Genomic DNA, 23,055 nt, shown 5'->3' with positions numbered 1-23,055 from the left:
ACGGCCGCCGCTGTTGTATGAGGGCGCATGATGGGTCGCTTATAAGGTGTTTCGCCGCCCCCGACTCCGTGCCGGGGTGCGGCCTCGATCCGCCTTGCGGACGTCACCACCCGGTGTCGTTCGGGAGTACCCCGGGATCGATCGGGTTACGGGCGCATGCGGCGACTGTCGGAGAATCGAAGGCCGCTGTGGGGCTTTCCCTGCATTCTGGCGCTGAAGATATCCTTCCCTGTGATGAGGACGTACCACCCCTTATGTGCATGACACGTTACCGTGAATTTTCTTTTCAGGCCGATCGTTACATCGGTCAGGGGAAAAGAGGCCGCTTCCATCCGGGCGATATCGGGACGACCGTTTTCATCCGGGAGGTAGCGGGGAAACCGCTTTCAAACGGTGTGGATTCGTGACGTGTGAAGCGTCCGGGGTGTGCCTTTTCGAAATGAACGGGACCTGCGGGATGTGTCTATTTCTTCCTGTTCTTCTCCAGAAGTCCGAAGAGGTAGCGGTTCGTGATGGGGAGGCGTCGATCCCGGCCGAAGGCCTTAGGGGTGATTTTTATGCCCGGAGGGGCCTGGCGGCGCTTGTACTCATTGAGATCGACCATCCTGGCCACCTCGAATACCAGGTCCAGGTCGAAGCCGAGTTCCGAGATCTCCTCGGGGCACATATCCTCCTCCACATAGGCGTGAAGTATGGGATCGAGCACGTCGTAGGGGGGGAGGGAATCTTCATCCTTCTGGTCCGGCCTGAGTTCTGCGGACGGTGGCCTGGTGATTGTGGTTTGGGGAATGATCTCACGGCCCGATCGATCGTTGATGAATTCACTCACCTCATATACCACGGTCTTGGGGACGTCCTTGATGACGGCGAAGCCGCCGGCCATGTCTCCATAGAGAGTGCAGTATCCCACGGCCGTCTCGCTCTTGTTCCCGGTGGTGAGCACGAGGCTTCCCCGGTAGTTCGAAAACGCCATCAGGATATTGCCGCGGATGCGGGCCTGGAGGTTTTCTCCGGTTACGCCCAGGTCTCCGTCCCCCAGGTGGGGAGACAGCTCATAGATGTAGGTGGTGTATATCTCCCTGATGGGGACGGTGAAGATATTAATGCCGAGGTTTTCGGCCAAGAGCTCCGCGTCGCTCCGGGTTTCGTTGGAGGTATACTGGGAAGGCATGGTGATGCCGGTGACGTTTTCGGTGCCGATGGCCTGGGCGGCGATGGCGGCGGTGAGGGCCGAATCGATGCCGCCGGAAAGCCCGATGACCACCCGGGAAAAACCGTTCTTTGTCACATAATCATGGGTGCCGAGTATCAGCGCCCAGTATATCTCCTCGATCCTGTCCATGGGATCGTTGACGACGTGCGGAGTCCGCGTCTCCTTTCGTCCGCCCAGGGGAGTGAAAACCGGGGCGGGGTCGTCGGGGGCGGTGGATGAGGGAGTGGATTTTTTCGAAATGTCCGATTCATCGATGTCGGTGATAAAGAGCTCTTCCGCGAATCGCTTTCCCCGGGCCAGGAGCTTTCCGTCGGGCGTCACCACCATGCTGCTTCCGTCGAAGATCAGCTCATCCTGACCTCCCACCAGGTTATTGTAGAAGAGCAGTGTATCGGTCCTTGTGGCAAAGCCGGCGGCGACCTCGTTCTGGCGAAGATCGAGCTTCCCTGCGTGGAAGGGAGAAGCGGAGATGCACAGGCAGACGTTGGCGCCCGTCTCCCGGGCGTGTTTCTCAACAATACTCCCCTCAATCCAGATGTCCTCGCAGATCGTCAGCATGAAGCGAAACGATTCCATGGCGAAGACGACCGGTTTTTTCCCCCGGGAGAAGTAGCGTTTTTCGTCGAAGACGCCGTAGTTGGGGAGTTCCACCTTGTGGTAGATGTCGATCAATTTGCCGTCGTGCATCAGGGCGGCGGCGTTGAATATATCTCCGTCTATTTGATCCGGAAGCCCCACGACGGCGGTGATACCCCTGGTCTTCGGAATAAGCTCCTCCAGGGACTGCCGGCAGTGTTCGACGAATCGCTTTTTCAGAAGCAGGTCTTCCGGAGGATAGCCGCAGATGGCAAGCTCGGGGAACATGACGACGTCGACATTCTTTTCCCTGGCCTGTTCAATGTATTGGGCGACCTTGGCGGTGTTGCCGCCAAGGTCGCCGACGGTCGTGTTGATTTGAGCCTGGGCGATACGAAGGATGCCCATGAATCTCGATCCTTTGTTACAGCTTCGGCAGATAGTTGTCAATCTCGTACTTGCTGACGTGGATGCGGAAACGATCCCATTCGATCTTCTTGTTCTCGATGAACTTGTTGAAGATGTGATCTCCCAGAGCTTCTCTGACCAGCTCGCTTTTTTCCAGCTCCACAATGGCTTCGTAGAGGTTCCCGGGAAGCTCCGTAATGCCCCGTTCCTTCCTTTTTTCCGGGCTGAACTCGTAAAGATCCTCCTCGATGGGATCGGGGAGATCGTAGCCCTTCTCCATGCCCTTGAGACCGGCGGCGAGCATGACCGCGAATGCCAGGTAGGGATTGCAGGCCGGATCGGGGGAGCGGAACTCCATCCGAGTGGCGTTTTCCTTACCCGGCTTGTACATGGGCACGCGAACCATCGTTGAGCGGTTTCGACGGGCCCAGCTGACATACACCGGAGCCTCGTATCCGGGTACCAGGCGCTTGTAGGAATTGATCCACTGGTTGCAGATGGCGGTGATTTCCCGAGCGTGGGTCAGGATGCCGGCGATATATCCCTTAGCCTCTTTCGAGAGGTTGAGAGCATCGCTCTCGTCGTGAAATATATTCCTGCCGTCCTTGAACAGCGACTGGTGTGTGTGCATACCGCTGCCGTTAATGCCGAAGATCGGCTTGGGCATAAAGGTGGCGTATACGTTGTTGAGCCGGGCGATTTCCTTGATGGTGGTCCTGACGGTCATGAACTTGTCGGCCATCTTCAGGCCTTCGTCATAGCGAAGGTCTATTTCGTGCTGGCTTTCGGCAACCTCGTGATGGGAATACTCGATCTGGATGCCGAACTTCTGCAGGGCGAAGATCGTCTCCCTTCGGAGCAGCCCGCCCAAGTCCAGGGGCGGGGCGTCGAAGTATCCGCCGGTATCGAGGATTTGAGGGTTCTTGTTGTCAGCGAAGTAGAAAAACTCCGGTTCCGGGCCGACGTAGTAGGAATAGCCCAGATCCTTGGCCTTCTGCAGGATCCGCTTGAAGGCGCTGCGGGGATCTCCGGCATACGGCTCTCCGCTGGGCTGCAGGATATCGCAGAACATCCTGACGACCGGTCGTTCCTCGTCGCGCCAGGGAAGGAACTGAAGGGAAGAAGGATCCGGCTTGGCGATCATGTCGCTCTCTTCGATTCTTGCGAATCCCTCGATGGAGGAGCCGTCAAATCCCATGCCTTCGTTCAGCGCTTCTTCCATTTCTCCCGGAGTAACGGCGAAGCTTTTAAGGAAACCGAGGATGTCGGTAAACCAGAATTGGATGAAGCTGACGTTTCGCTCCTTAATGATTTTCAAAACATCACGTTTCGTGCTTGCAATCTGCATTCAATGTCTCCTTTGTGAATAGGCGAAACATCGAGATGTGCCTGTCCTTCGGGGTGATGCAAAAGACAATTTGTAGCACTTTTTCGATGTAACTGCAACGGTTTTCTTTTTGCTCAGTTGAAAAACAAATATCCGCTCAATTCCGTGCGCCCCCTGTCCCGGGGGGCGCGCGAAACTTCGAACAAACCGGTCATAAAAACATGACGCATGTCAGTCTTTGTGAAACTATTTTCCTGAAGTATCCTTGGACTTGAGGATCCCGGCGATATCGAGGCCAGTGGCGCTCTTTATCTCTTCCATGAAGGCCACGGTGGAGCCCGCGATACCCTTCACATAGCTGGGAAATCCCTTGCCGTCCCCGCTGTCGAGAATGGTCACCTTGTCTATCTGCAGGTTGTCCTTCACGACGCCGGTGATTCGATCCAGAATCAAAGGCAGCTGCTGAATCAGGTACAGCTCCTTGGTCTCTTCCTTCTCCCACTGCTCTCTGAGCACCTTGATGGATTCAGCCATCGCCTTGCCGTCTTCCACGATGCGGGCGGCCTTGCCCTTGGCGAAGAGCTCCTGTGCCTCTCGTTCGGCCCGGGCGGGGATCACTACCTCCGCCTCGTATTTCTTCTTGTTCATGTCGACGCGGGCGCTCTCCAGTTTTTCCTCCTCGGTGACCCGGGCGATGTCGCTTGCAACTGTAGCCTTCGCCTCGGCGCCGTTCACCTTCGCCGCCAGCTCCGCGCGCTTGATCTTGTAGGAGTTTTCCGCCTCGATCACGGCAAGTTGCGCCTCGTATTCGGCGACGCTCCCCTTGCGTTTCGCTTCGGCGGCAACCACCTTTGATTCCGCTTCGGTGTTTGCTTCAACGATCAGTGCATCACGCTTTACCTCGGCGTTTTTCTTCCGTCCAATGTTCTCGAGATACCCTTGGGGGTCGGATATATTCTTGATCTTGAACGTATCCAGCACGAGCCCCAGTTTCTCGAGGTCGGTCGACGCCTGCTCGGAGACCCTGGATGCGAACTCGAGCCGCTTTTCATTCGCCTCCTCCGGCGTCAGGGTGGCCAGTACGCCTCGAAGACTACCCTCGATGGTGTGTCGGGCCACGACGGATATTTCGCTCACATTTCTGCCCAGGAAACGCTCGAGAGCGTTATAGAGACCCTGATCTTCACTTCCCGCAACCTTGACGTTGGCCATGGCCTCGATATCGATGGGGATGATACCGTTCGTCAATGCGCCGTCAAGTTTCATCTCGATGGAGATGGTGTTCAGCGGCATCCGGGTGACCGATTCGATGATGGGTATTTTCAGCCCCCTGCCGCCCTTGAGCACCCGGTATCCAACCACGGTGCCGTCCTTGAGCTTCCGTCTGCGACCGGAAAAGATCAACAGCTCATTTGGATGGCTGATTTCAAGGTTGACCTTGATAAACGCGATCAACAGCAGAAGAGCGATGACCGCTACGGCAATGATGATGCCGATGGTCTCAGCTGTCAGTTCCATATCGTGTTCCTCCGTTTCTCAATTATCTGATCAAGCCGAAACGGCATCCGTCTCAGCCTGTTTCGTCTTTCGTTTCGTGTAAATGTCTCAGCCGATGGCCTGCCTGCCCCGTTCTCCGGTGCGAATTCTGATGACCTGGGGAAGGTCAAGTATGAATATCTTGCCGTCTCCGATGTTGCCGGTACGGGCGCCCTTTATGATGGCGTCGATGGCCGGCTCCACGTATTCTTCGTTGACGGCTATTTCGATCTTGACCTTTTTCAGGAGATTTATTTCCTTTGGGATACCACGGTATGTTTCGGTGTATCCCATCTGCCGACCCGCTCCCAGAGCGTTTGAGACCGTCATGAGATAGATCTCGTTATCAAACAGGGCCTGCTTGACGTCGGGGAGCATGTGCGGCTGGATGATGGCGACTACCAGTTTCATGGCAATGTCCCTCCTTCATTACTCGGTTGTGAATATCTGAAAACCGTGATAGGCCTCCATGCCGTGCTCGTCGATGTCGAGACCGCGGAGCTCCTCTTCCTTGCTCACCCGCATGCCGATAAGGCTGTTGATGGTGGAAAACATGAGGAAACCTGCGGCGATGGCGAACGCGAACACCGAGACAACACCCAGCGCCTGGACGCCCAAAAGCTTCCACCCGCCGCCGAACAACAGGCCCCCGTCGGATGCGAAAAGACCCACAGCCAGGGTTCCCCAGGCGCCGTTGACGCCGTGAACGGCGATGGCGCCCACCGGGTCATCGACCTTGAGAACCTTGTCGATAAACAAGACGGCCAGGACGACCAGGACGCCCGCGATAAGGCCGATCCAGACGGCGCTTCCCGCCGAGACGAACGCGCAAGGGGCGGTGATAGCCACCAGACCCGCAAGTGCCCCGTTGATGGCCATTGAGGCATCGGGCTTACCAAACATCCACCAGGATGCGAACATGGCCGCGATGCCGCCGGCGCCGGCGGAGAGGTTCGTGGTGGTCACGATGTGGGCGATTTCGCCCGCGAGGGCCTCCATGGTGCTCCCGGCATTGAAGCCGAACCACCCGAACCAGAGGATAAACCCGCCCAGGGCCGCCAGGGGAATGTTATGACCCGGAATGGCCTTGGGTTTGCCGTCGGAGTCATATTTGCCCAACCGGGGTCCCAGCACGATGGCCGCCGTCAGGGACAGCCAGCCGCCGGTGGAGTGCACCACGGTGGATCCCGCAAAGTCGAGCATGCCCAGGCTTCCGAGCCAGCCGCCGCCCCATATCCAATGACCGATGATCGGGTAAATCACCGCCGAGATGATGATGGAGTAGGCGATGTACGCGGTGAACTTGGCCCGCTCTGCCACGGCTCCCGCCACGATGGTGGCCGCAGTGGCGCAGAACACCAGCTGGAAGAAGTATTTCGCCTCCAGGGGCACGCTGGTCCAATCCAGGGACGCGAACGTCATGCCGGTCGGGTCGCTGAGGAAGAATCCGCTGGTGCCGAAGAGCAGGTTCCCCGCCCCGAACATGATGGCGAATCCCACCGCCCAGTACATGATGGCGGCGAAGCAAAAGTCCAGCATATTCTTCATGAGCAGGTTGACGGCGTTTTTCGCCCGACAGAACCCGGCCTCAAGCATCGCAAACCCGGCCTGCATGAACATGACCAGGACGCCGGCCAGAAGCACCCAGACGGTATCCAGGGCCACCTTGGTGATGGAGACTGGATCTTCCTCGGCGGCCGCCTCCTCGGCGACGAATTCCGAGGCCGTCTCATCGATGGCGACCGTTTCTTCATCGACCGTCTCTACGACGGCCTCTTCGTCGACCACCTCATCGACGACCGTCTCTTCGGTGCCTTCCGCTGGGGGTGTCGCCGCTTCGTCCTGGGCCAGGGCCGGCATAAGCAGAAGCCCCACCGACCACAGGATCAAGAGAGTCAATACCAAACGTTTTCGTCTCATCAAAACGCCTCCTTTCGAACCTAAGGATGTGTACAACTGATGGATAAGGAGTGGCGGTCCTTATCGAGCATAGCGGTGTATCTTAGGGTATGCAGAGAGCAAGCAGCTTGCCAACATCAGTCATCCTCCCTTCGAAGGGAGCCAACGTATTGAAATTATATGTGAAAATAATTGAGAAGGGGTGTGAGAGGAGTGGGGAAACCGATTCGGAAGGTATAATATAATACCAAATGGTAGGAATAGGAAAATATTGCTACCGATTGGTACGATATCTACGAAAATCGATCTCTAAATTCTTGACCTTGATGCCCATGAGGCGCTCTGTTATCCCCAGGGCCTTCGCCGCCTTCGCCTTGTTGCCCCGGGAGGACTTGAGGGCGTCCTCGATGAGGTTTCGCTCCAGGGCCTCCACGGCTTCGGGCAGCGTTTTGCTGCTGATGGTGCCGCTGAACTCCGCGGTCTGGAGGGTGGGGGGGAGATGGTGGCCGTGAATCACCTCGTCGTTCGATATCAGCACCGCCCGCTCGATGCAGTTTTCCAGCTCCCGGACGTTTCCCGGCCAGTGGTAACACATGAGCATATCGATGGCCGGCGTGGAGATGCGCCGTATATTCTTGCCGTGCTCTTTATTGTATTTTTCCACGAAATGATCCGCCAGAAGCAGAAGGTCTCCCTTTCGCTCCCTCAAGGGCGCGATATGGATGGGAAAGACATTGAGCCGGAAGTAGAGGTCTTCTCGAAACCTCCCCTCTTCGACGAGTTTTTCCAGGTTCCTGTTGGTGGCGGTGATGATGCGTACGTCGGTGCGGATGGTTTCGGTGCCGCCCACACGTTCGAACTCCCGCTCCTGCAGCACCCTCAGAAGCGCGATTTGGGTCTGGGAGGAGAGGTCGCCGATTTCATCGAGAAAGAGGGTGCCCCGATTCGCCAGCTCGAAGCGGCCCTTTTTCATCTTGTCCGCGCCGGTAAAGGCCCCCCGCTCGTGTCCGAACAGCTCGCTTTCTATAACCGACTGGGGGAGCGCCGCGCAATTGACCTTGATGAAGGGTTTATCCGCCCTCTGGCTGTTGAAGTGGATGGCATGGGTCACCAGTTCCTTGCCGGTGCCGCTTTCACCCCGGATCAGAACGGTGGCGTTGCTTTTCGTCACCTGGGCGATAAGGCGATAAACGTCCTGCATCGCCTTTGAATTCCCGATGATATTCTGGGGTCGGAATCGATCCTGGAGCTCTTCCCGAAGCCGGAGGTTCTCCTCCATGAGGAGATCGCGCTCCTTCTGGGCAATGCGCCTGAGGTGGACCGCCTGGGCGATCATGGAGGCGATGATGGACAGGAGACGCACGTCTTCGTTGTAAGACACCGCATCGTCGAAGAGGTGGTCTGCGCTCAGCGCCCCCAGCACCTCGTTTTCCAGTTTGATAGGGACACAGATGAAGGAAATGTCCTTTTTCGAGAAGTCCTTCCGGGCGCCGGTACGGTCCAGAAACTGGGGCTCTTCGGATATCCGGGGGACGATCATCGGCCGGCCGGTCTGGACCACCGTACCGGTGACACCCTCGCCCAGTTTGTAACGGCCCCGTTCCTTCTGGCTATCGGAAAGGCCGTAGGCCGAATCGATGTACAACTCGCCGCTGTCCTTGTCAAGAAGGGTAATGGTGCCCCGGAGCATTCCCATGTGGTGGGCGATCAACTCAAGGACCGGCCCGACGACCTCCTTGAGTTCCATGCTGGAGTCCAGCGTGCGGCTGATGGAATAGAGGAGGTTCAGTTCTTCCATTTGCCGCTGTTGGTTCCGGGGGCGTGGGGTTTCATCCTGTGCGTGGCTCATGATCATACCGTTTCGAATGACAATTTTACAAATCCTACCATATTGTAGGAAATAAACTTCCTTTTGTCAAGTTCCTCTGGATCTGGCAATCCCGAATATCAACAGAAACATGCTTCGAAACATATCGGTCTCGAGTGAGGGATTTTTCTGTAGTTTTTTATTTTTTCAGAATCGTATTATACATTCCTGCTCCATCAGGGCGGGCTCCAGCAAAAGCCGATATTGAAAAAACATTGACAGCGATAAATTGCTTTATTATAAATGAAATAATAAAAGTAGTTCATACGGCTGCATTGAACAACGTACCATGAAACGGAAAAAACTCGACGCCATACTGGAGACCGCCCGAAAAATGGATACATGATTCTGTCGTCTCTTCCGTGTTCGAGCTGTATGGAATTGGTTACCACAGGAATTCAATTCTTCAGTTCTTACTTCTTTGCACTCAACAAGACTACTGAGAGTCCGGTTCAGATTCTGTCAGGCCTACGCAATGTTTTGGATTTGGTAATGATTTAAGGAGGTTGCACAATGACCAGCGGGAATTCCGTCAAATGGGACCTGAAAGATGGTATTATCACACTGTACGGGAACGGTGATGAGCACCGTCTGCTCCTCAAAAGGTATGACTTTATCTTCTCCTTTATGGATGAGATGAAAAAAGTTGCCGGGGAAGATGCCGTTACTATGATTTTCAGAAAGATTCTTGAACTGCACGGAGCGCCCAAAGAACTACAGGATAATCCCAGCATAGAGAATACCGCGGGTTTTTTAGACGACTTGATTGTTCCCATCGATATCGGAAACAGCTATATACCGGACAGTGTCGCCTGGGACGGGAAAACGAGAAATCTGAAATTTTTTGGGTCATCACAATGGCGTGTCCTGCCGGTTTCTTTTATCAGAAATTTTAGAAAGGCATCATATGAGATACTGACGGAGAACGGCACGAAAGCCATCGTTCGAGATGCGACACGGACGTCGGGAGCGGGTATGGCACAGCAGGCCATTGAGGATTATCAGTTGGCAAAACTCGAAGACCTTATACATTTACAGGACGAAAAAGTATATCTCGGGACGTTTCGACACGCCGGGTGGTCATATTCTCGCGTTTTTACCCACGAGAATGCCGACGGTAATCATATGTTCTTGGCGAAGATAACCAATTCCTACGAGTCCAACGATGTGAAAGACAGCAAAAGGCCCATTTGTACCTGGCTCATGAACTACATGGATGGTTTCTACAACGGTCTCATCAACAAGCTTTCGGGCAAGTTCATCGAAACACGGGAAGTACGCTGCAGGGCGATGGGCGACCCATATTGCGCTTTTGCCCACAAGATCAAGGAAAACAAGAAAGACATTTTGGATTGGGAGGAGCTTGAAAGCGAATGGAAAGAGCTTGATGCCATTCCCTTATCTGATCCCGAGGGATAACGGTGTGGTATCGCCGATCACCGCAACGGGAAAAGGGTGGATATCCTTGAGTTTCGGGTTCTAGGGGAATTCTGACCGGCCGGTGAATATCCCGGAATGAGTTTGGTTTTTAAGACATCGAAAAGATCGATGATTATCGATCGGGTGTTCAAGACTGATCCGGGGTGGGAGCCGGCCAGCAGGTTTTCTGGAAGGGGACCGTATAAAGACGAATGCGGCCTGGAAGAGCTTGTCGCACTTGATCAGGAGCGACCTGACGATGGCCTCCTCCCGGTAGGGCTTGATGTCCGCATATTCCGGGTCATGGATGAACTTGATGAAAGCTCGCCGGCTCGGATACTCCACCAGGAAGATCAGGTCCGCATCGAATTCCTCGATAACAGATTTTGTGGGGACGCCGCCGCTTTTCACCCGCCCGCCGTGCTTTTCGTGGAGCGGCGTAACCTTCTCCATATATACTTTTATATGTTTCCCACCCCCCATCGGGCTTGAACCAGAGGGCGTTGAACATTAGAATCGGCTTTTCATCTTTCATCGGTCATACTTTTATCTCATATATAAACGATTCGATTGTTCTCGTCCTGACTCATTGACACCCTTCCAGGGCGTACTCAATCTCCTCGAGGATGATGCCCCGTGCCCGCTTCCGGGCCGATTCCAGGGCGTTTGTTGCTTTTTTCCCGCCGAGGCGCCCCAGGGACCATGCGCACATGGCCAGAACCCGCTCGTCCTCCTCTTCTGTCAGTGCCCGGACAAGGTCGGATACAAAGCGATCGTCAAGGCTGTTCCCCATGGCCCTGGCGGTGTTCATCTTCCACCGCCAGGTCTCCTTCGGTGACTGGTAGAACATGTGAGGCCATATCTTCGACTGATAGAAAGAGAGATCCATGCCGAGGAGCTTCGAAAGGGTGAAATTCTCCACCTTGGCCGCCGCTCTTTCGTTTGTGGGAAGTTCCTGGGACAGCCAGGCACGATTGCGGGGACACGCGTTCTGGCACACGTCGCAGCCATATACCCAGGTGCCCATTGGTTCCCGGAGGGCCCGTGGGGTGAGTCCCGTACCGTAATAGGTGAGGAACGAGATGCATCGGCGGGGATTCATACGCAGGGGGGCGATAATTGCCCCGGTGGGACATGCGGCCATGCAGGCGTCCCGGCACCAGTCGGGGCAGTCGATGTCGTATGTCGGTTCGTCAGGCTCGAATTCATAGTCCACAACAACGGCAACGGGAAGGACCCAGGAGCTTTTTCGGGCCGCCCGGTGGGCGTAGAGGAAGCAGTTTTTCCCGAAATTCCCGAGACCCGCCCGGGCGGCGCTCAATCTCTGGGAGATATTAAACGGCACTTTCGAGTCGATGCCGTGATCTCGCAAAAAACTTCTGAATTCCTTTATCCTGAGGCTCAGCCCGTCTTTGGTCATCCGGTCATCGTCCAGGTAACACCGGCCGAATTTGCCTTCCAGCGCCCGGGGGAATGATGTGCGGAAGTAATTTTCCATCAAGACAATGATGGACTTGGCCTTCGGAAGGGTGTTTTTCGGATCCACGCCGCCGGGAAGATCGAGCCCCAGTTCAAGGAGTGGTGCGTAGTCCCGGGAGCGTTCTTCGAGTATGTCTCGCTGAAAATCAAAGGGGAGGGCGGTGGTGAAGCCGACGTCCTCAAATTTGAGGCTGAGCGCTTTTTCAATGACATCTTGCTTGGTACACATGGTGATGGTATCCTTGCGGTTTTGCTGAATTGGGGTGGATCCATGCATGTTTATGAATCCGTTTTTCTTCACGGGGACATGAATCACGCGTCAAAGCGGAATTGTATCACGGAACTTCGGATAGGGGAAGAATATCTATACGCTGAGGTTTGTTGTGCGTGAAGGATGATACACAGTCAGGCTTGCGTCAACGGCATGTTTGGAGACTGTGTCTGGCTGTATCGGAGAACGGGAAGAAGGTTTTTTCGTTTCAGCTGATAGTGGACAATCGATATATACGGGTATCGAAGAACCACAAAAACCGAATTGTTCACCGGTTGTGTTAAAAGGGGATCTCACATGACAAAAATGCTTGACAATAAAAGTAATTAAGGTATTATAATACCAAAATACCTAAATAAGGAGTGAGATATCTTCCATGTCGAATATCATAAAAATATCCGAAGCCGCCTCCATCGCACTGCACGTGATGGTGCTCCTGGCCCGGGAACGGCCGGAGGGCATGAACGCTAAAACGATGGCCGAGGTCATCCAGGTCTCCGAGGCGCATCTCGCCAAGGTACTCCAGCGACTTGCCCGGGCGGACCTGGTGATTTCCACCAGGGGCCCCCGGGGGGGATTCACTCTGAACGGGGACCCGAAAGGGGTCACACTTCTTATGGTCTACGAGGCGGTAGAGGGCGCCCTGGAACCCGCGAAGTGTCTGTTCACGGTGCCGGTGTGTCGGGGTGATGACTGCATTTTCGGCACCCTCCTCAGGGAAAAGAGCGAGGAGATCCGCCGCTACATGGGAGAGAAAACCCTCGATCAACTCACGGGCATATACGGAGGATGACGCATGGGCGTGAGAAGTATCATCGAAATAAATGAAGATCGGTGCACCGGGTGTGGACTGTGTATCATTGCATGTGCCGAGGGGGCGCTGACGCTGGTGGACGGCAAAGCGAGGCTCGTCAGCGATACCTATTGTGACGGACTGGGCGCCTGCCTGGGGGATTGCCCCGAGGGTGCCATCACCATCGTCAGCCGAAAGGCCGATCCCTTTGACGAGGAGGCGGTGCGGCGTCACCTGGAGGCGAATGGTGACGCACCCACTCCCCATAAGGACACTCATGAGGACGTCCTTGCCTGCGGGTGCCCCGGCTCGGCAATCATGGACCTTTCAGAGGGCCGTCCGGTTCGGACCGCGGGAGCGGCCGCCGCAGGGGACATCCCCTCGACCCTGGGCCACTGGCCCGTCAAGCTGAAGCTGGCGCCACCGACCGCCCCCTTCCTGAAAGGTCGAGAGATCGTGCTCCTGGCCGACTGCGCCGCCGCGGCGTATCCCGACCTTCACCGGAAGGTACTTGACGGCAGGGCGGTGGTCATGGGGTGTCCCAAGTTCGACGATTCGGCGGGTGACACGGAGCGGCTCTCCGCGATTTTGAAAGAAGCGACGCCCACGTTGCTCTGTGTCGTCTACATGGAGGTGCCCTGCTGTCACGGCTACATGAGGCTGGCCCGGGAGGCGATTGCCCGCTCCGGTATGGATATCCCGCTTCGTGCGGTCATGATCGGTCGGGGGGGAGCCGTCCTGAAAGAGGAGACGGCCCCGGGCACCGCCGGGAAACGGGTCGAGGCGGCCCGATAAGAGAGATACGAGGGGAATACATCTTCACCTCGAACGATGAACATTAATCATTACGGGAAGGAGAAAACAGATGAGCATGTTTTGTTTTCAGTGTCAGGAGACCGCGAGGAACTCAGGCTGTACCATACGCGGCGTGTGCGGCAAGGGGGAGGAGACCGCACACCTCCAGGATATGTTGATATTCTCCCTGAAGGGCCTGGGGAGGGTGGCGGACGCGACAGGGGTTGTGGAAAGTGATGTCGGCCGGTTGATGGCAGAGGCGCTCTTTACCACCATCACCAACGCCAATTTCGACAACGACCGGATCGTGGATCTGATATCCCGGATCCTCGAAAAGCGGGATCATATCCGCGAGGGACTGAGTGATTCCGTGAAAAGGAATCTTCCGAGCAGCGCGACCTGGAGCGGCCGATCAATGAAGGATTTTCTAGCGCTCGCCCCGTCGGTGGGGGTCCTGGCCACGGAGAATGGGGACATCCGGAGCCTGAGGGAACTCCTGATATACGGTATGAAGGGGATAGCCGCCTATGCCCATCACGCGGCGGTGCTGGGATACGAGGAAGAGAACATCTATAGATTCCTTGCCCGGGGCCTTGCGGCGACGACGCAGGATGTGAGCGCCGATGAGCTCGTGGCATTGGTGATGGAGGCGGGGAAGACGGCCGTCGATACGATGGCGCTCCTTGATAGGGCCAATACGGAGACCTACGGGAATCCCGAGCCGACGAAGGTGAATATCGGGGTGCGGAAGAATCCCGGTATCCTCGTTTCCGGCCACGACCTGAAAGACATGGAGACGCTGCTTGAGCAGACAAAGGGGACCGGCGTCGATATCTACACCCATTCGGAGATGCTGCCGGCCAATTCCTACCCGGCGTTCAAGAAGTACGATCACCTGGCGGGCAACTACGGGGGCTCTTGGTGGAAACAGGGAGAGGAATTCTCGTCGTTCAACGGCCCCATCCTGATGACCACGAACTGCATCATCCCGGTGAAAGACGCATACCGGGACCGGATATACACCACCGGATGCGCCGGATACCCGGGGGTGACCCACATTCCCGATCCAAAGCCCGGAGGCATCAAGGATTTTTCGATCATCATCGAGCAGGCGAAAACGTGCGCCCCCCCCACAAAGCTGGAGACCGGCGAGATAACGGGCGGATTCGCCCACCATCAGCTTTCGGCCCTGGCGGATACGATCGTCGACGCGGTGAAAAGCGGCGCTCTGAGGCGGTTTGTGGTGATGGCCGGGTGCGACGGGCGCTTCAAGGATCGGGAGTATTTCACAGACGTGGCCGAACGACTCCCGAATGACACAGTCATCCTGACCGCGGGATGCGCGAAGTACCGCTACAATAAGCTCCCCCTGGGAGACATCGGGGGCATTCCCCGGGTCATCGACGCCGGGCAGTGCAACGACTCCTACTCCCTGGCGCTGACGGCCCTGAAGCTGGCGGAGGTGCTCGGCGTGGACGATATCAATGACCTTCCGATCTCCTTTGATATTGCCTGGTACGAGCAGAAGGCCGTGGCGGTTCTCCTGGCTCTCCTTTCACTGGGAGTGAAGGGCATCCGCCTGGGGCCCACGCTGCCGGCGTTTCTCTCGCCCCGGGTGGCGCAGGTCCTCGTGGAGAAGTTCGACATCAAGCCCACCGGGGACGTGAAGGGGGATATCGCGGCGATGATGGAGGGGAATTAGAATATTTCAGGGAAAATAAACATGGTGCTCACGATTCACCCGATCGGGGCACCATGATCACGGAGGATGGGTCGTGGAAACAGTGGACGCTAAAACGGCACCACCAACGGATAATCCGCACGGCGTAAAAGCAAGCATACTCTATAATACGGAGAACGCTCAGGTTGTTCATATCACCCTTGAACCGGGTGAAGCTTTAAAAAAGCACAAAACGCCTGTGGATGTATTTTTCTATGTCTTAGAGGGAAGGGGTGTGGTGGAAATCGGCGGTGAGAAACGGGAGGTAGGGGAAAACACCCTGGTAGATAGTCCGGCGAAGATACCCCACTGCTGGTATAATGAAGGCGACGCGGTTCTCAGGTTTCTTGTGGTGAAAGTACCGCGCCCGACGGAACCGACGAAGCTATTGTAGCCTCACAGAACCATAAAATTCGTTTTGTAGAGAGGTCATGCAAGAAAGAAACAGGATACATCTATTTGAGCCCTTCTTATCGATCAATCAATTGGGGGAGTAGGCATAGATAAATGGCGTTGTATCCCTTACGATGACATGTACGACCCGGCGGAGGGCCACGGGGAGGGTGCGTTGGGCGGGCCCCCGGGGGGACCGGACCCGACTGTTTCAATACGCGGTCTTGCCGCAAGGAGATCGGGAAGAATTAACATACGAACAAAGGCCTTGACAAAAACGAACTTTTCTATTATAAATATAGTTGTAAACGAAAACAGTTTCTATGATTGCATTGAATGGTGTACCACGAGAGAGGGAAAGCTCGACGTTATACGGGAAGCCGTCCGAAAAATGGATACGAAATTCTATTGGTGTCTTCCGTGTTCGAGCTATGCGGGATTGGTAAACACAGGAGTTCTCTTCTTCGGTCATAGCTCTTTTTCGCACAACAAGATTGCTGAATATCCGATTCAGATTCTGACGGTCTTTCGCGATGTTCTCCATTTGTTGATGACGAAGGAGGTAATACAATGGCCAGCGAGAATACCGTCACATGGAACCTCAAGGATGGTCTTATCACCCTGCATAGAGAAGGTGATGAGCAACGTCTGCTCCTTAAAAGGTATGACTTTGTTTTTTCCTTTATGGATGAGATGAAAAAAGTAGCCGGGGATGATATTGTTATTATGATTTTCAGGAGAATTCTTGAACTGTACGGAGCACCCAAGGAGCTTCAGGATAATCCCAGCATAGAGAACGCCGGGGGATTTTTGGACGACTTGGTTGTTCCCATAGATATCGGAAGCAGCAGCATCCCGGACGGCGTCGTCTGGGACGGAAAAACGAGAAACCTGAGTTTCTTTGGGTCATCACTATGGCGTGTCCTGCCGATTTCTTTTATCCGGAATTTCAGAGAAGCATCATATGAGATACTAACGGAGAACGGCACGAAAGCCATCGTTCGAGATGCGACACGAACGTCGGGAGCGGGTATGGCGCAGCAGGCCATTGAAGATTATCGGTTGATAAAACTCGAAGACCTTATGAATTTGCAGGACGAAAAAGTATATCTCGGGACGTTTCGACACGCCGGATGGTCATATGCCCGCGTTTTTACCCATGAGAATAGAGACTGCAATCACATGTTTCTGGCGAAGATTACCAATTCCTACGAGTCCAACGGTATGACAAACGGCAGAAGACCCGTTTGCACCTGGCTCATGAACTACATGGATGGTTTCTACAACGGGCTCATCAACGAGCTATCGGGCAAGTTCATCGAAACACGGGAAGTGCGCTGCAGGGCAATGGGCGACCCGTATTGCGCTTTTGCCCACAAGATCAAGGACAACAAGAAAGATATTCTCGATTGGAGAGAGCTCGAAAGCGAGTGGAAAGAGCTTGACGCCATTCCCTTATCCATGCCCGAGGGATGACGACGTGGTATCGCCGATCACCGCAACGGAAAAAAGAGGGATATCCTTACGTTTCGAATTCTAAAGGAATTCCGAAAGGGCGGTGAAATACGAGGGTAACGGAACATTGGAAAATCGAGAAATCTGAAAGGATGGCGATCGATGCGCCGCCGATAGCATCGGACGATCGTCTGGTTTGGATAGGCGAATTCAACATGAGGGGCGGGAGAACGTCCCGCCCCCTTTTATTTCATCAGGAATTTCACCGCATCGGTCAGGCCGGAAAGACTGAGCTCATACATCGGAAAGACTTCCTGGACCAGGGGGATGGTATCGGTCCGGGGCCAGACCGAGGCGGGACGGGGATTGAGCCAGACAGCCTTTTTGAAGTGATTCTTGATGTGCTGGAGCCACTGAATGCCCGGCGTGTCGTTATAGTAGAAGTAATGAATAGCCCCGTTTTTATGCAGGAGCTCGCTGGGGGCCATGTCCGCGTCTCCCACCACAATGCACTTGTAGTCGCTCCCGAAACGCCGCAAGAGAGACATCGTCTCGTAATTACTCCTGCGGTACATGTCGGTATAGATGTCCTGGTAGATGCAGTTGTGGAAATAGAAGTACTTCAGGTCCTTTATCTGGGTCTTCGCGGCGGAGAAGAGCCTTTCCGCCAGGTCCACGTAATCGTCCATTGAGCCGCCGGAGTCCATCAACAGCAGCACCTTCGCGGTATTGGTGAGGCTCTTTTCCCATACGAGATCGATCTCGCCGGCGTTTCTGGCGGTTTTATCGATGGTCTTCTCGATATCCAGCTCGTCCTCGGGCCCCAGGGGGAGCAGGGTGCGAAGCCTTGAGAGGGCCACCTTGAGGTTTCGGGTATCCAGGATGCGGTCGGACGAGTAGTTTTTGAACTGCCGTTCCTCGGCCACCTGGATGGCCCGGCGATGCCTCGATTCCCCCTGTCCCACCCGGACGCCGGTGGGGTGGTATCCGAAGGCGCCCTGGGTGGACGTGCCGCCGGTGCCGATGGCCCGGTTTCCCCCCTTGTGTCCCTTGTATCGTCCCTCTTGCCACTGTTTTTCGAAGTTCGCCCGGACCTGCTCCAGGTCCAACGCCTCGATAAGCGCCTTCTGCTCCGGGGTCAGGGCCAGCTCCGGCGCTCGTTCCAGTCCCCGGAGGATTTCATCTATCATCTCCTCGGGCGTCTCTATCCCCTTGAAGTATGAGGCAAAGGCCATGTCGTACTTGTCGAACAGCGCCTCGTCCTTGACCAGGATGGAGCGGGCGATGTGGTAGAAGCGGTCGAGGCTCGCGCGATTTAAATCCTGAGAGAGCGCCTCGTGCAGGGCGATCCATTCGTGCAGGGAGATCGGCACACCGCGGGACTTCAATTCAAAGAAAAAATCGGTGAACATGTTCTTTGTAATCGTTCTCAGTTATCGTATCGGGAGCGGGACTCCCGATATTTCCGATAGGTACGGTCGTAATCGACCTGACGGTCCAGCGCTTCGTAATCCTCGTATTTCTTGATCAGGGTGCCCAGAAACGGTATCGATTCCTCGATTTCGCCGGGATCCACGCCTCCCACGACGAGGGCCTGCACCCAGTCCACCAGTTCCGAGGTGGAGGGCTTTTTACGAAGCTTGTTGATGGATCGGATCCAGTAGAATTTCGCAAGCACCGCATCCATAAGTTTCCGCTCTATGTCCGGAAAATGCACCCGGATTATCTCCTCCATCAGCGTTTCGTCCGGAAAGGCGATATAGTGAAACACGCAGCGTCGGAGGAAGGGGTCCGGCAGCTCCTTCTCGCTGTTTGAGGTGATGATGACGATGGGCCGGTGTTTCGCCGTGATGGTCTCGTCGGTTTCCGGGATGTGAAAGGACATCACGTCCATTTCGTTGAGGAGGTCGTTGGGAAATTCTATATCCGCCTTGTCTATCTCGTCTATGAGGAGCACCACCTGCTCGTCGCTGTCGAAGGATTGCCCTAATTTCCCCAGCTTGATGTAACGGCTTATGTCCGAGATGTCCCCGTCGCCGAAGCGGGCGTCGTTCAGCCGCTGGACGGTGTCGTACACATAGAGGCCGTCCTGGGCCTTTGTGGTGGACTTTATGTTCCAGGTGATGATCTTCTTTTTGAGGTTCTCCGCGATGGAGTGGGCGAGCAAGGTCTTGCCGGTTCCCGGCTCGCCCTTGACCAGAAGCGGTCTTTTGAGGGCGATGGAAACATTGACGGCGTCCTCAAGCTCCGGGGATACGATATAGGTACTCGTTCCGCTGTATGTATTCATTACACGAATCTCCAAGTTTCACATGGTTTCAAAATCGAATAGGAAATATTTATCATACGTGATGAAGCTGAAAAGGTCAAGAACGTTCCGGTATTCGGGCTGGAACAGGAAACAAAAACATAAAATTCCCTGAGGCGCGTATGGATATATCGATAACGGTCGGCGGGCCGGTGTATATCGCAGAAATATAATAAGCCAATAATCGAAAAACCGATATCTCACATCCTCATACGAAATGGTATCACAAACCATTTCTTTTTTGTTACCATTTTTCTCAATATTGTAGTAAACTATTCAAATATCGATACGTATGCCGATAATTTCCGGTGGGAAAGGAATCGGGACCGCCCGCCGCCGTTGTTCGTCGATTCACCCATTTTTGTTCGAACGGCGGTCCGGACGTCTCGGCGGCTTCCGGTGGTTATCGGGAAAGCCGCATTCGGCGGAACACACATCGACAGGATGGGGATATCCATTGATGAGGGAAGCCCTGGACGAAGATGACCGTGACCGAACGATTGGATGTTGGGTTACGGGTTGATATTTCGAGACGCCGGGCATATACATGCGAAGCCGGGAGTCGTATCGGTGACGCCGGGAGGTATGGGCGTCAACGAAGATCCCCGGCTTGACACATCCAAGCCGCTCCGATCGAATCGACTTGCTGTCGGTGGTCGGAGTACGGGTGAAATGAGGATCTTGAGCGAAAAGACAGTTCGTATTCATTTGTACGGACGTAGGGAGCGATGAGGCAAACATACGGATAGAATTAATACACAGTTATATCAGAGTATCCGTAGAAAAACTTATAGTATTCATACGAAAGAATACATACAAAATACTAACAGCACCGAACATGAGACAATTTAAGAATACATAAACATTATCTTGATGTATTCGGTGAGAGAGGTACTTTTTGCATCCTCATGTAAAGAGGGATAAAGCGTCGATACAACGGTCCCCCGAGATACGGTACCCGATACTGGGTTGATGAATGTACAACGGTGATGGGAAAATGGTCTCGACAACTCTGAACCATGAAACATTTAAAAACGCCCTTCAGGCCCTCGGCGTCGCCGCGGGTGATGCATACCTGGTACACTCCGGCCTCCGGATGATGGGCCGGGTGGACGGCGGTGCGGATACAATAATCGACACGCTCAAGGAGATGGTCACCGCCAGAGGCGTCATTATGATGCCCGCATTCACGCTGCCCCCGGCGGAGGTCTTCGAGGCCAGGGAAACCCCCGCCACCCTGGGGATTATCTGTGAGACGTTCAGAAAACAGGATGATGTCATTCGAAGCATTCATCCGTCTCATTCCGTCGCCGTGTGGGGGCGTGACGCTCAGATGTATGCCGACGCCCACAAGAACGCCACGGCCCTGGGGGTCGGCTCCCCCATACATCGCATCATTGAGGACGGCGGAGATATACTTTTATTGGGAGTGGGACACTGGGCAAACTCCGCCGTCCATGTGGCCGAGGCCGTTGCTCGGGTGCCCTACCTCGATCTTCCCTATAACGACGACTACGCGAAAGACCTCATGATGCGACTGCCGGACGGATCAATCACTCAGGTTCCGCCGCGGGAGAATCCGGGGTGCAGCATAAATTTTATCGCCGTTGAACAGCCACTCAAGGAGGCTGGACTGATAACGTATCACCGTGTTGGAAATGTGCTTCTGCAGCGTATCGACGGGAGAGGGGCTTTGACGCTTATTGCCGGCCTCCTGAAAAGAGAGCCGAATGCACTTTTGTGCTCCTGGGAACTGTGTCCCTTCTGTCCCCGAGCGCGAAAGCTCATTCCGTGATAAAATCACCATTGTGTAACAGAAATAGAAGGAGAGGAAAACATGTGGGAGAAGTTTTTTGAAAAAGTGATCGATTTAACGACCCGCATTCGGGAAACCCAGGCGGAAGCGATCCAGGAATCGGCACGGATAATCGCCCGGGCTATTGAATCCGAGCGGGTCGTTCACACCTTCGGCTCAGGCCATTCAACGCTGGTGGCTCAGGAGATATTCTGCCGGGCGGGCGGGATTGTTCCGGTCAACGCCATACTTGATCCGTCGTTCTTGTTGTCAAACGGCGCCTTGAGAAGCTCCACCATGGAGCGTACTCCGGGCACCGCTGTGACCGCCGCCTCCAGTCATGACATCAGGTCCGGGGATGTGGCCATCATCATCTCTAACTCAGGGAAAAACGTGGCCCCGGTGGAGATGGCGTTAAAAATGAAAGACATGGGGGCTGAGGTCATCGCATTGACCAGCCTTGAGCATTCCAAGAATGTGGAATCGGCCCATTCCTCGAAAAAACGGCTTTTTGAAGTGGCGGACGTCGTGATCGACAACCTGGGACCCGCAGGCGACGCCGTACTGGATATTGAAGGCACAAACGCGCCCATGGGGGCGACCTCCGGCATCATCGGCGGCATCATTCTTCATGCCGTCATTATCGAGGCGACCAGCATTCTGGCGAAAAAGGGCAAGGCGCCGGCGATTTTCCGCAGCGTTAATATGGATACCGCCCAGATGGAGCAACTGGCCAAGGAACTGACCAGATACCGGGGAAGAATCAAGCACCTGTAACTTAAGGTATCTCCTTTTGTGTATGATTTACATCGGTATTCACCGGATATGAGCACTCTATTTTCACAATTCGCAATTATAACTGTTTCTCTTATATAATATTCACCTTGAAGCGGCGGATCCATGAGGATTACACATGATCTCCTCGATGTCGGCTTTCTCGATATACCGACTTCCACTCAGGGGCTGAGCGTGCGCTTTGTGCTGGGGGGATGGATCGACGACTTCACCGATTCCGCCGGGCATTCGTTCATCTCAAGAGAATTCCCGAAGAATCGGGTGGTTGGCTTTGGATATCCGGACGAATTCATCACTCCGATGATGATCGGAGACGACCCGGGTAAAGCGATCAGGGCCGTCAAGATCGGCGTCGGCGTTATCAATCTTGTCCGCCCCGGTGGCTACAGGTTCTGTGAGGAGCCGGGAGTCGTGGAGATATTCCCCTGGGAGGTAGAGGAGGAAGGGGAACGTATCCGGTTCGTCCAGGACGTGAAGGAGGGGGCCCTCGGTTACCTGTTGGAAAAGGAGGTGTCGCTCCTTGAAGGCGAGGCCGGATTCGTCGTCTCCCATTCCCTCGAGAACCGATGCGACCATCGCCCCATTCAAACCCTCTGGTATTGTCATCCCTTCGTAGCGCCGGGTGGGATGGGGGGTGACTGCTATGTCGGACTGCCGGCAACCCTCAGGCCCTCGTACGATTTTATTCAGCCGCTGGTTGTCGATGACGCCGGACGGCACTTTCTCCCCAATGACTTTTCCCAACTCTCAACCCAGCTGTTGGAATTCGAACCGGCTGATATGGGCCTCTTCAACCGCTTCGAGGTGGGAAACAGGACCCATGATCGCCGCCTTGTGGTTGAGGGTGATTTCCCCCTGGCGTTTCTGAGAATCTGGTATGAGCCCCGGGTCTATTCTCCGGAGCCGTTTTACCGCATCACCCTGTCTCCGGGAGAGACGGCCCGATGGCGGCTGTCTCACCGAATAATAGAAAGCCGATAGGCCATATGTCAGGATGTCGGTATTC

At 55.0% G+C, this 23,055-nt stretch carries 20 protein-coding genes; 9 read left to right on the top strand and 11 right to left on the bottom strand.

What is annotated here, in order from left to right; translation table 11 throughout:
• Window positions 1-146: 146 nt before the first annotated feature.
• The 7 genes from JW885_13965 to JW885_13935 form a co-directional block, all read right to left on the bottom strand.
• Window positions 147-332, bottom strand: a complete 186-nt coding sequence (locus tag JW885_13965) for a hypothetical protein (protein MBN1883269.1) — start codon at window positions 330-332, stop codon at window positions 147-149.
• A 131-nt stretch (window positions 333-463) separates the two neighbouring features.
• Window positions 464-2,197, bottom strand: coding sequence for an NAD+ synthase (locus JW885_13960; GenBank protein MBN1883268.1), 1,734 nt, complete (start codon window positions 2,195-2,197; stop codon window positions 464-466).
• A gap of 16 nt (window positions 2,198-2,213) precedes the next feature.
• Entirely contained in the window at window positions 2,214-3,545 is a 1,332-nt protein-coding gene (locus JW885_13955) for a glutamine synthetase (GenBank protein MBN1883267.1), read from the bottom strand.
• A 225-nt stretch (window positions 3,546-3,770) separates the two neighbouring features.
• Window positions 3,771-5,042: a flotillin family protein gene (locus tag JW885_13950; GenBank protein MBN1883266.1), complete on the bottom strand. Its 1,272-nt coding sequence runs from the start codon at window positions 5,040-5,042 to the stop codon at window positions 3,771-3,773.
• A gap of 87 nt (window positions 5,043-5,129) precedes the next feature.
• Window positions 5,130-5,471: a P-II family nitrogen regulator gene (locus JW885_13945; GenBank protein MBN1883265.1), complete on the bottom strand. Its 342-nt coding sequence runs from the start codon at window positions 5,469-5,471 to the stop codon at window positions 5,130-5,132.
• 18 nt (window positions 5,472-5,489) lie between these two features.
• Window positions 5,490-6,920 carry an ammonium transporter gene (locus tag JW885_13940; protein ID MBN1883264.1) on the bottom strand — a complete coding sequence of 477 codons (1,431 nt, stop codon included), beginning with the start codon at window positions 6,918-6,920 and terminating at the stop codon, window positions 5,490-5,492.
• 313 nt (window positions 6,921-7,233) lie between these two features.
• Window positions 7,234-8,808, bottom strand: coding sequence for a sigma 54-interacting transcriptional regulator (locus tag JW885_13935; protein ID MBN1883263.1), 1,575 nt, complete (start codon window positions 8,806-8,808; stop codon window positions 7,234-7,236).
• Between the two features lie 531 nt (window positions 8,809-9,339).
• Here JW885_13935 and JW885_13930 point away from each other — a divergent pair.
• Window positions 9,340-10,245 carry a 4-vinyl reductase gene (locus tag JW885_13930; protein ID MBN1883262.1) on the top strand — a complete coding sequence of 302 codons (906 nt, stop codon included), beginning with the start codon at window positions 9,340-9,342 and terminating at the stop codon, window positions 10,243-10,245.
• 60 nt (window positions 10,246-10,305) lie between these two features.
• Here the strand turns inward: JW885_13930 and JW885_13925 are convergent, their stop codons facing one another.
• Window positions 10,306-10,698 (bottom strand): DUF1330 domain-containing protein, encoded by a 393-nt coding sequence (locus tag JW885_13925; GenBank protein MBN1883261.1) that lies wholly within the window; start codon window positions 10,696-10,698, stop codon window positions 10,306-10,308.
• A 133-nt stretch (window positions 10,699-10,831) separates the two neighbouring features.
• On the bottom strand, window positions 10,832-11,953 hold the full coding sequence (locus JW885_13920) for an epoxyqueuosine reductase (protein ID MBN1883260.1): 1,122 nt from the start codon (window positions 11,951-11,953) through the stop codon (window positions 10,832-10,834).
• Window positions 11,954-12,371: 418 nt separating this feature from the next.
• On the opposite strand from JW885_13920, the gene JW885_13915 reads away from it, so the two are divergent.
• The 5 genes from JW885_13915 to JW885_13895 all read left to right on the top strand — a co-directional run bounded on the left by JW885_13915 (window position 12,372) and on the right by JW885_13895 (window position 17,172).
• Window positions 12,372-12,788, top strand: a complete 417-nt coding sequence (locus tag JW885_13915) for an Rrf2 family transcriptional regulator (protein ID MBN1883259.1) — start codon at window positions 12,372-12,374, stop codon at window positions 12,786-12,788.
• Window positions 12,789-12,791: 3 nt separating this feature from the next.
• Window positions 12,792-13,583: a 4Fe-4S binding protein gene (locus JW885_13910; protein MBN1883258.1), complete on the top strand. Its 792-nt coding sequence runs from the start codon at window positions 12,792-12,794 to the stop codon at window positions 13,581-13,583.
• 76 nt (window positions 13,584-13,659) lie between these two features.
• On the top strand, window positions 13,660-15,285 hold the full coding sequence (hcp, locus tag JW885_13905; protein MBN1883257.1) for a hydroxylamine reductase: 1,626 nt from the start codon (window positions 13,660-13,662) through the stop codon (window positions 15,283-15,285).
• A 73-nt stretch (window positions 15,286-15,358) separates the two neighbouring features.
• Window positions 15,359-15,697, top strand: coding sequence for a cupin domain-containing protein (locus JW885_13900; GenBank protein ID MBN1883256.1), 339 nt, complete (start codon window positions 15,359-15,361; stop codon window positions 15,695-15,697).
• Window positions 15,698-16,266: 569 nt separating this feature from the next.
• Window positions 16,267-17,172, top strand: coding sequence for a 4-vinyl reductase (locus JW885_13895; GenBank protein ID MBN1883255.1), 906 nt, complete (start codon window positions 16,267-16,269; stop codon window positions 17,170-17,172).
• Window positions 17,173-17,396: 224 nt separating this feature from the next.
• Here JW885_13895 and JW885_13890 read toward each other — a convergent pair whose 3' ends face one another.
• Both JW885_13890 and JW885_13885 read right to left on the bottom strand, forming a co-directional pair.
• Window positions 17,397-18,563, bottom strand: coding sequence for a VWA domain-containing protein (locus JW885_13890; GenBank protein MBN1883254.1), 1,167 nt, complete (start codon window positions 18,561-18,563; stop codon window positions 17,397-17,399).
• 17 nt (window positions 18,564-18,580) lie between these two features.
• On the bottom strand, window positions 18,581-19,441 hold the full coding sequence (locus JW885_13885) for a MoxR family ATPase (protein MBN1883253.1): 861 nt from the start codon (window positions 19,439-19,441) through the stop codon (window positions 18,581-18,583).
• A gap of 1,015 nt (window positions 19,442-20,456) precedes the next feature.
• On the opposite strand from JW885_13885, the gene JW885_13880 reads away from it, so the two are divergent.
• The 3 genes from JW885_13880 (at window position 20,457) to JW885_13870 (ending at window position 23,030) form a co-directional block, all read left to right on the top strand.
• On the top strand, window positions 20,457-21,254 hold the full coding sequence (locus tag JW885_13880) for an AAC(3) family N-acetyltransferase (protein ID MBN1883252.1): 798 nt from the start codon (window positions 20,457-20,459) through the stop codon (window positions 21,252-21,254).
• A gap of 42 nt (window positions 21,255-21,296) precedes the next feature.
• Window positions 21,297-22,031 (top strand): SIS domain-containing protein, encoded by a 735-nt coding sequence (locus JW885_13875; protein ID MBN1883251.1) that lies wholly within the window; start codon window positions 21,297-21,299, stop codon window positions 22,029-22,031.
• A 123-nt stretch (window positions 22,032-22,154) separates the two neighbouring features.
• The gene (locus tag JW885_13870) at window positions 22,155-23,030 is read left to right on the top strand and encodes a hypothetical protein (GenBank protein ID MBN1883250.1); all 876 of its coding nucleotides are present in this window, start codon (window positions 22,155-22,157) and stop codon (window positions 23,028-23,030) included.
• Window positions 23,031-23,055: the final 25 nt, after the last annotated feature.

It is taken from the genome of Candidatus Zymogenaceae bacterium, from assembly GCA_016931225.1.
Taxonomy (GTDB): Bacteria; Desulfobacterota; Zymogenia; order Zymogenales; family Zymogenaceae; genus JAFGFE01.
Note: the sequence above shows the minus strand (reverse complement) of the source record. Positions and strands in the feature narration are given on the sequence as shown.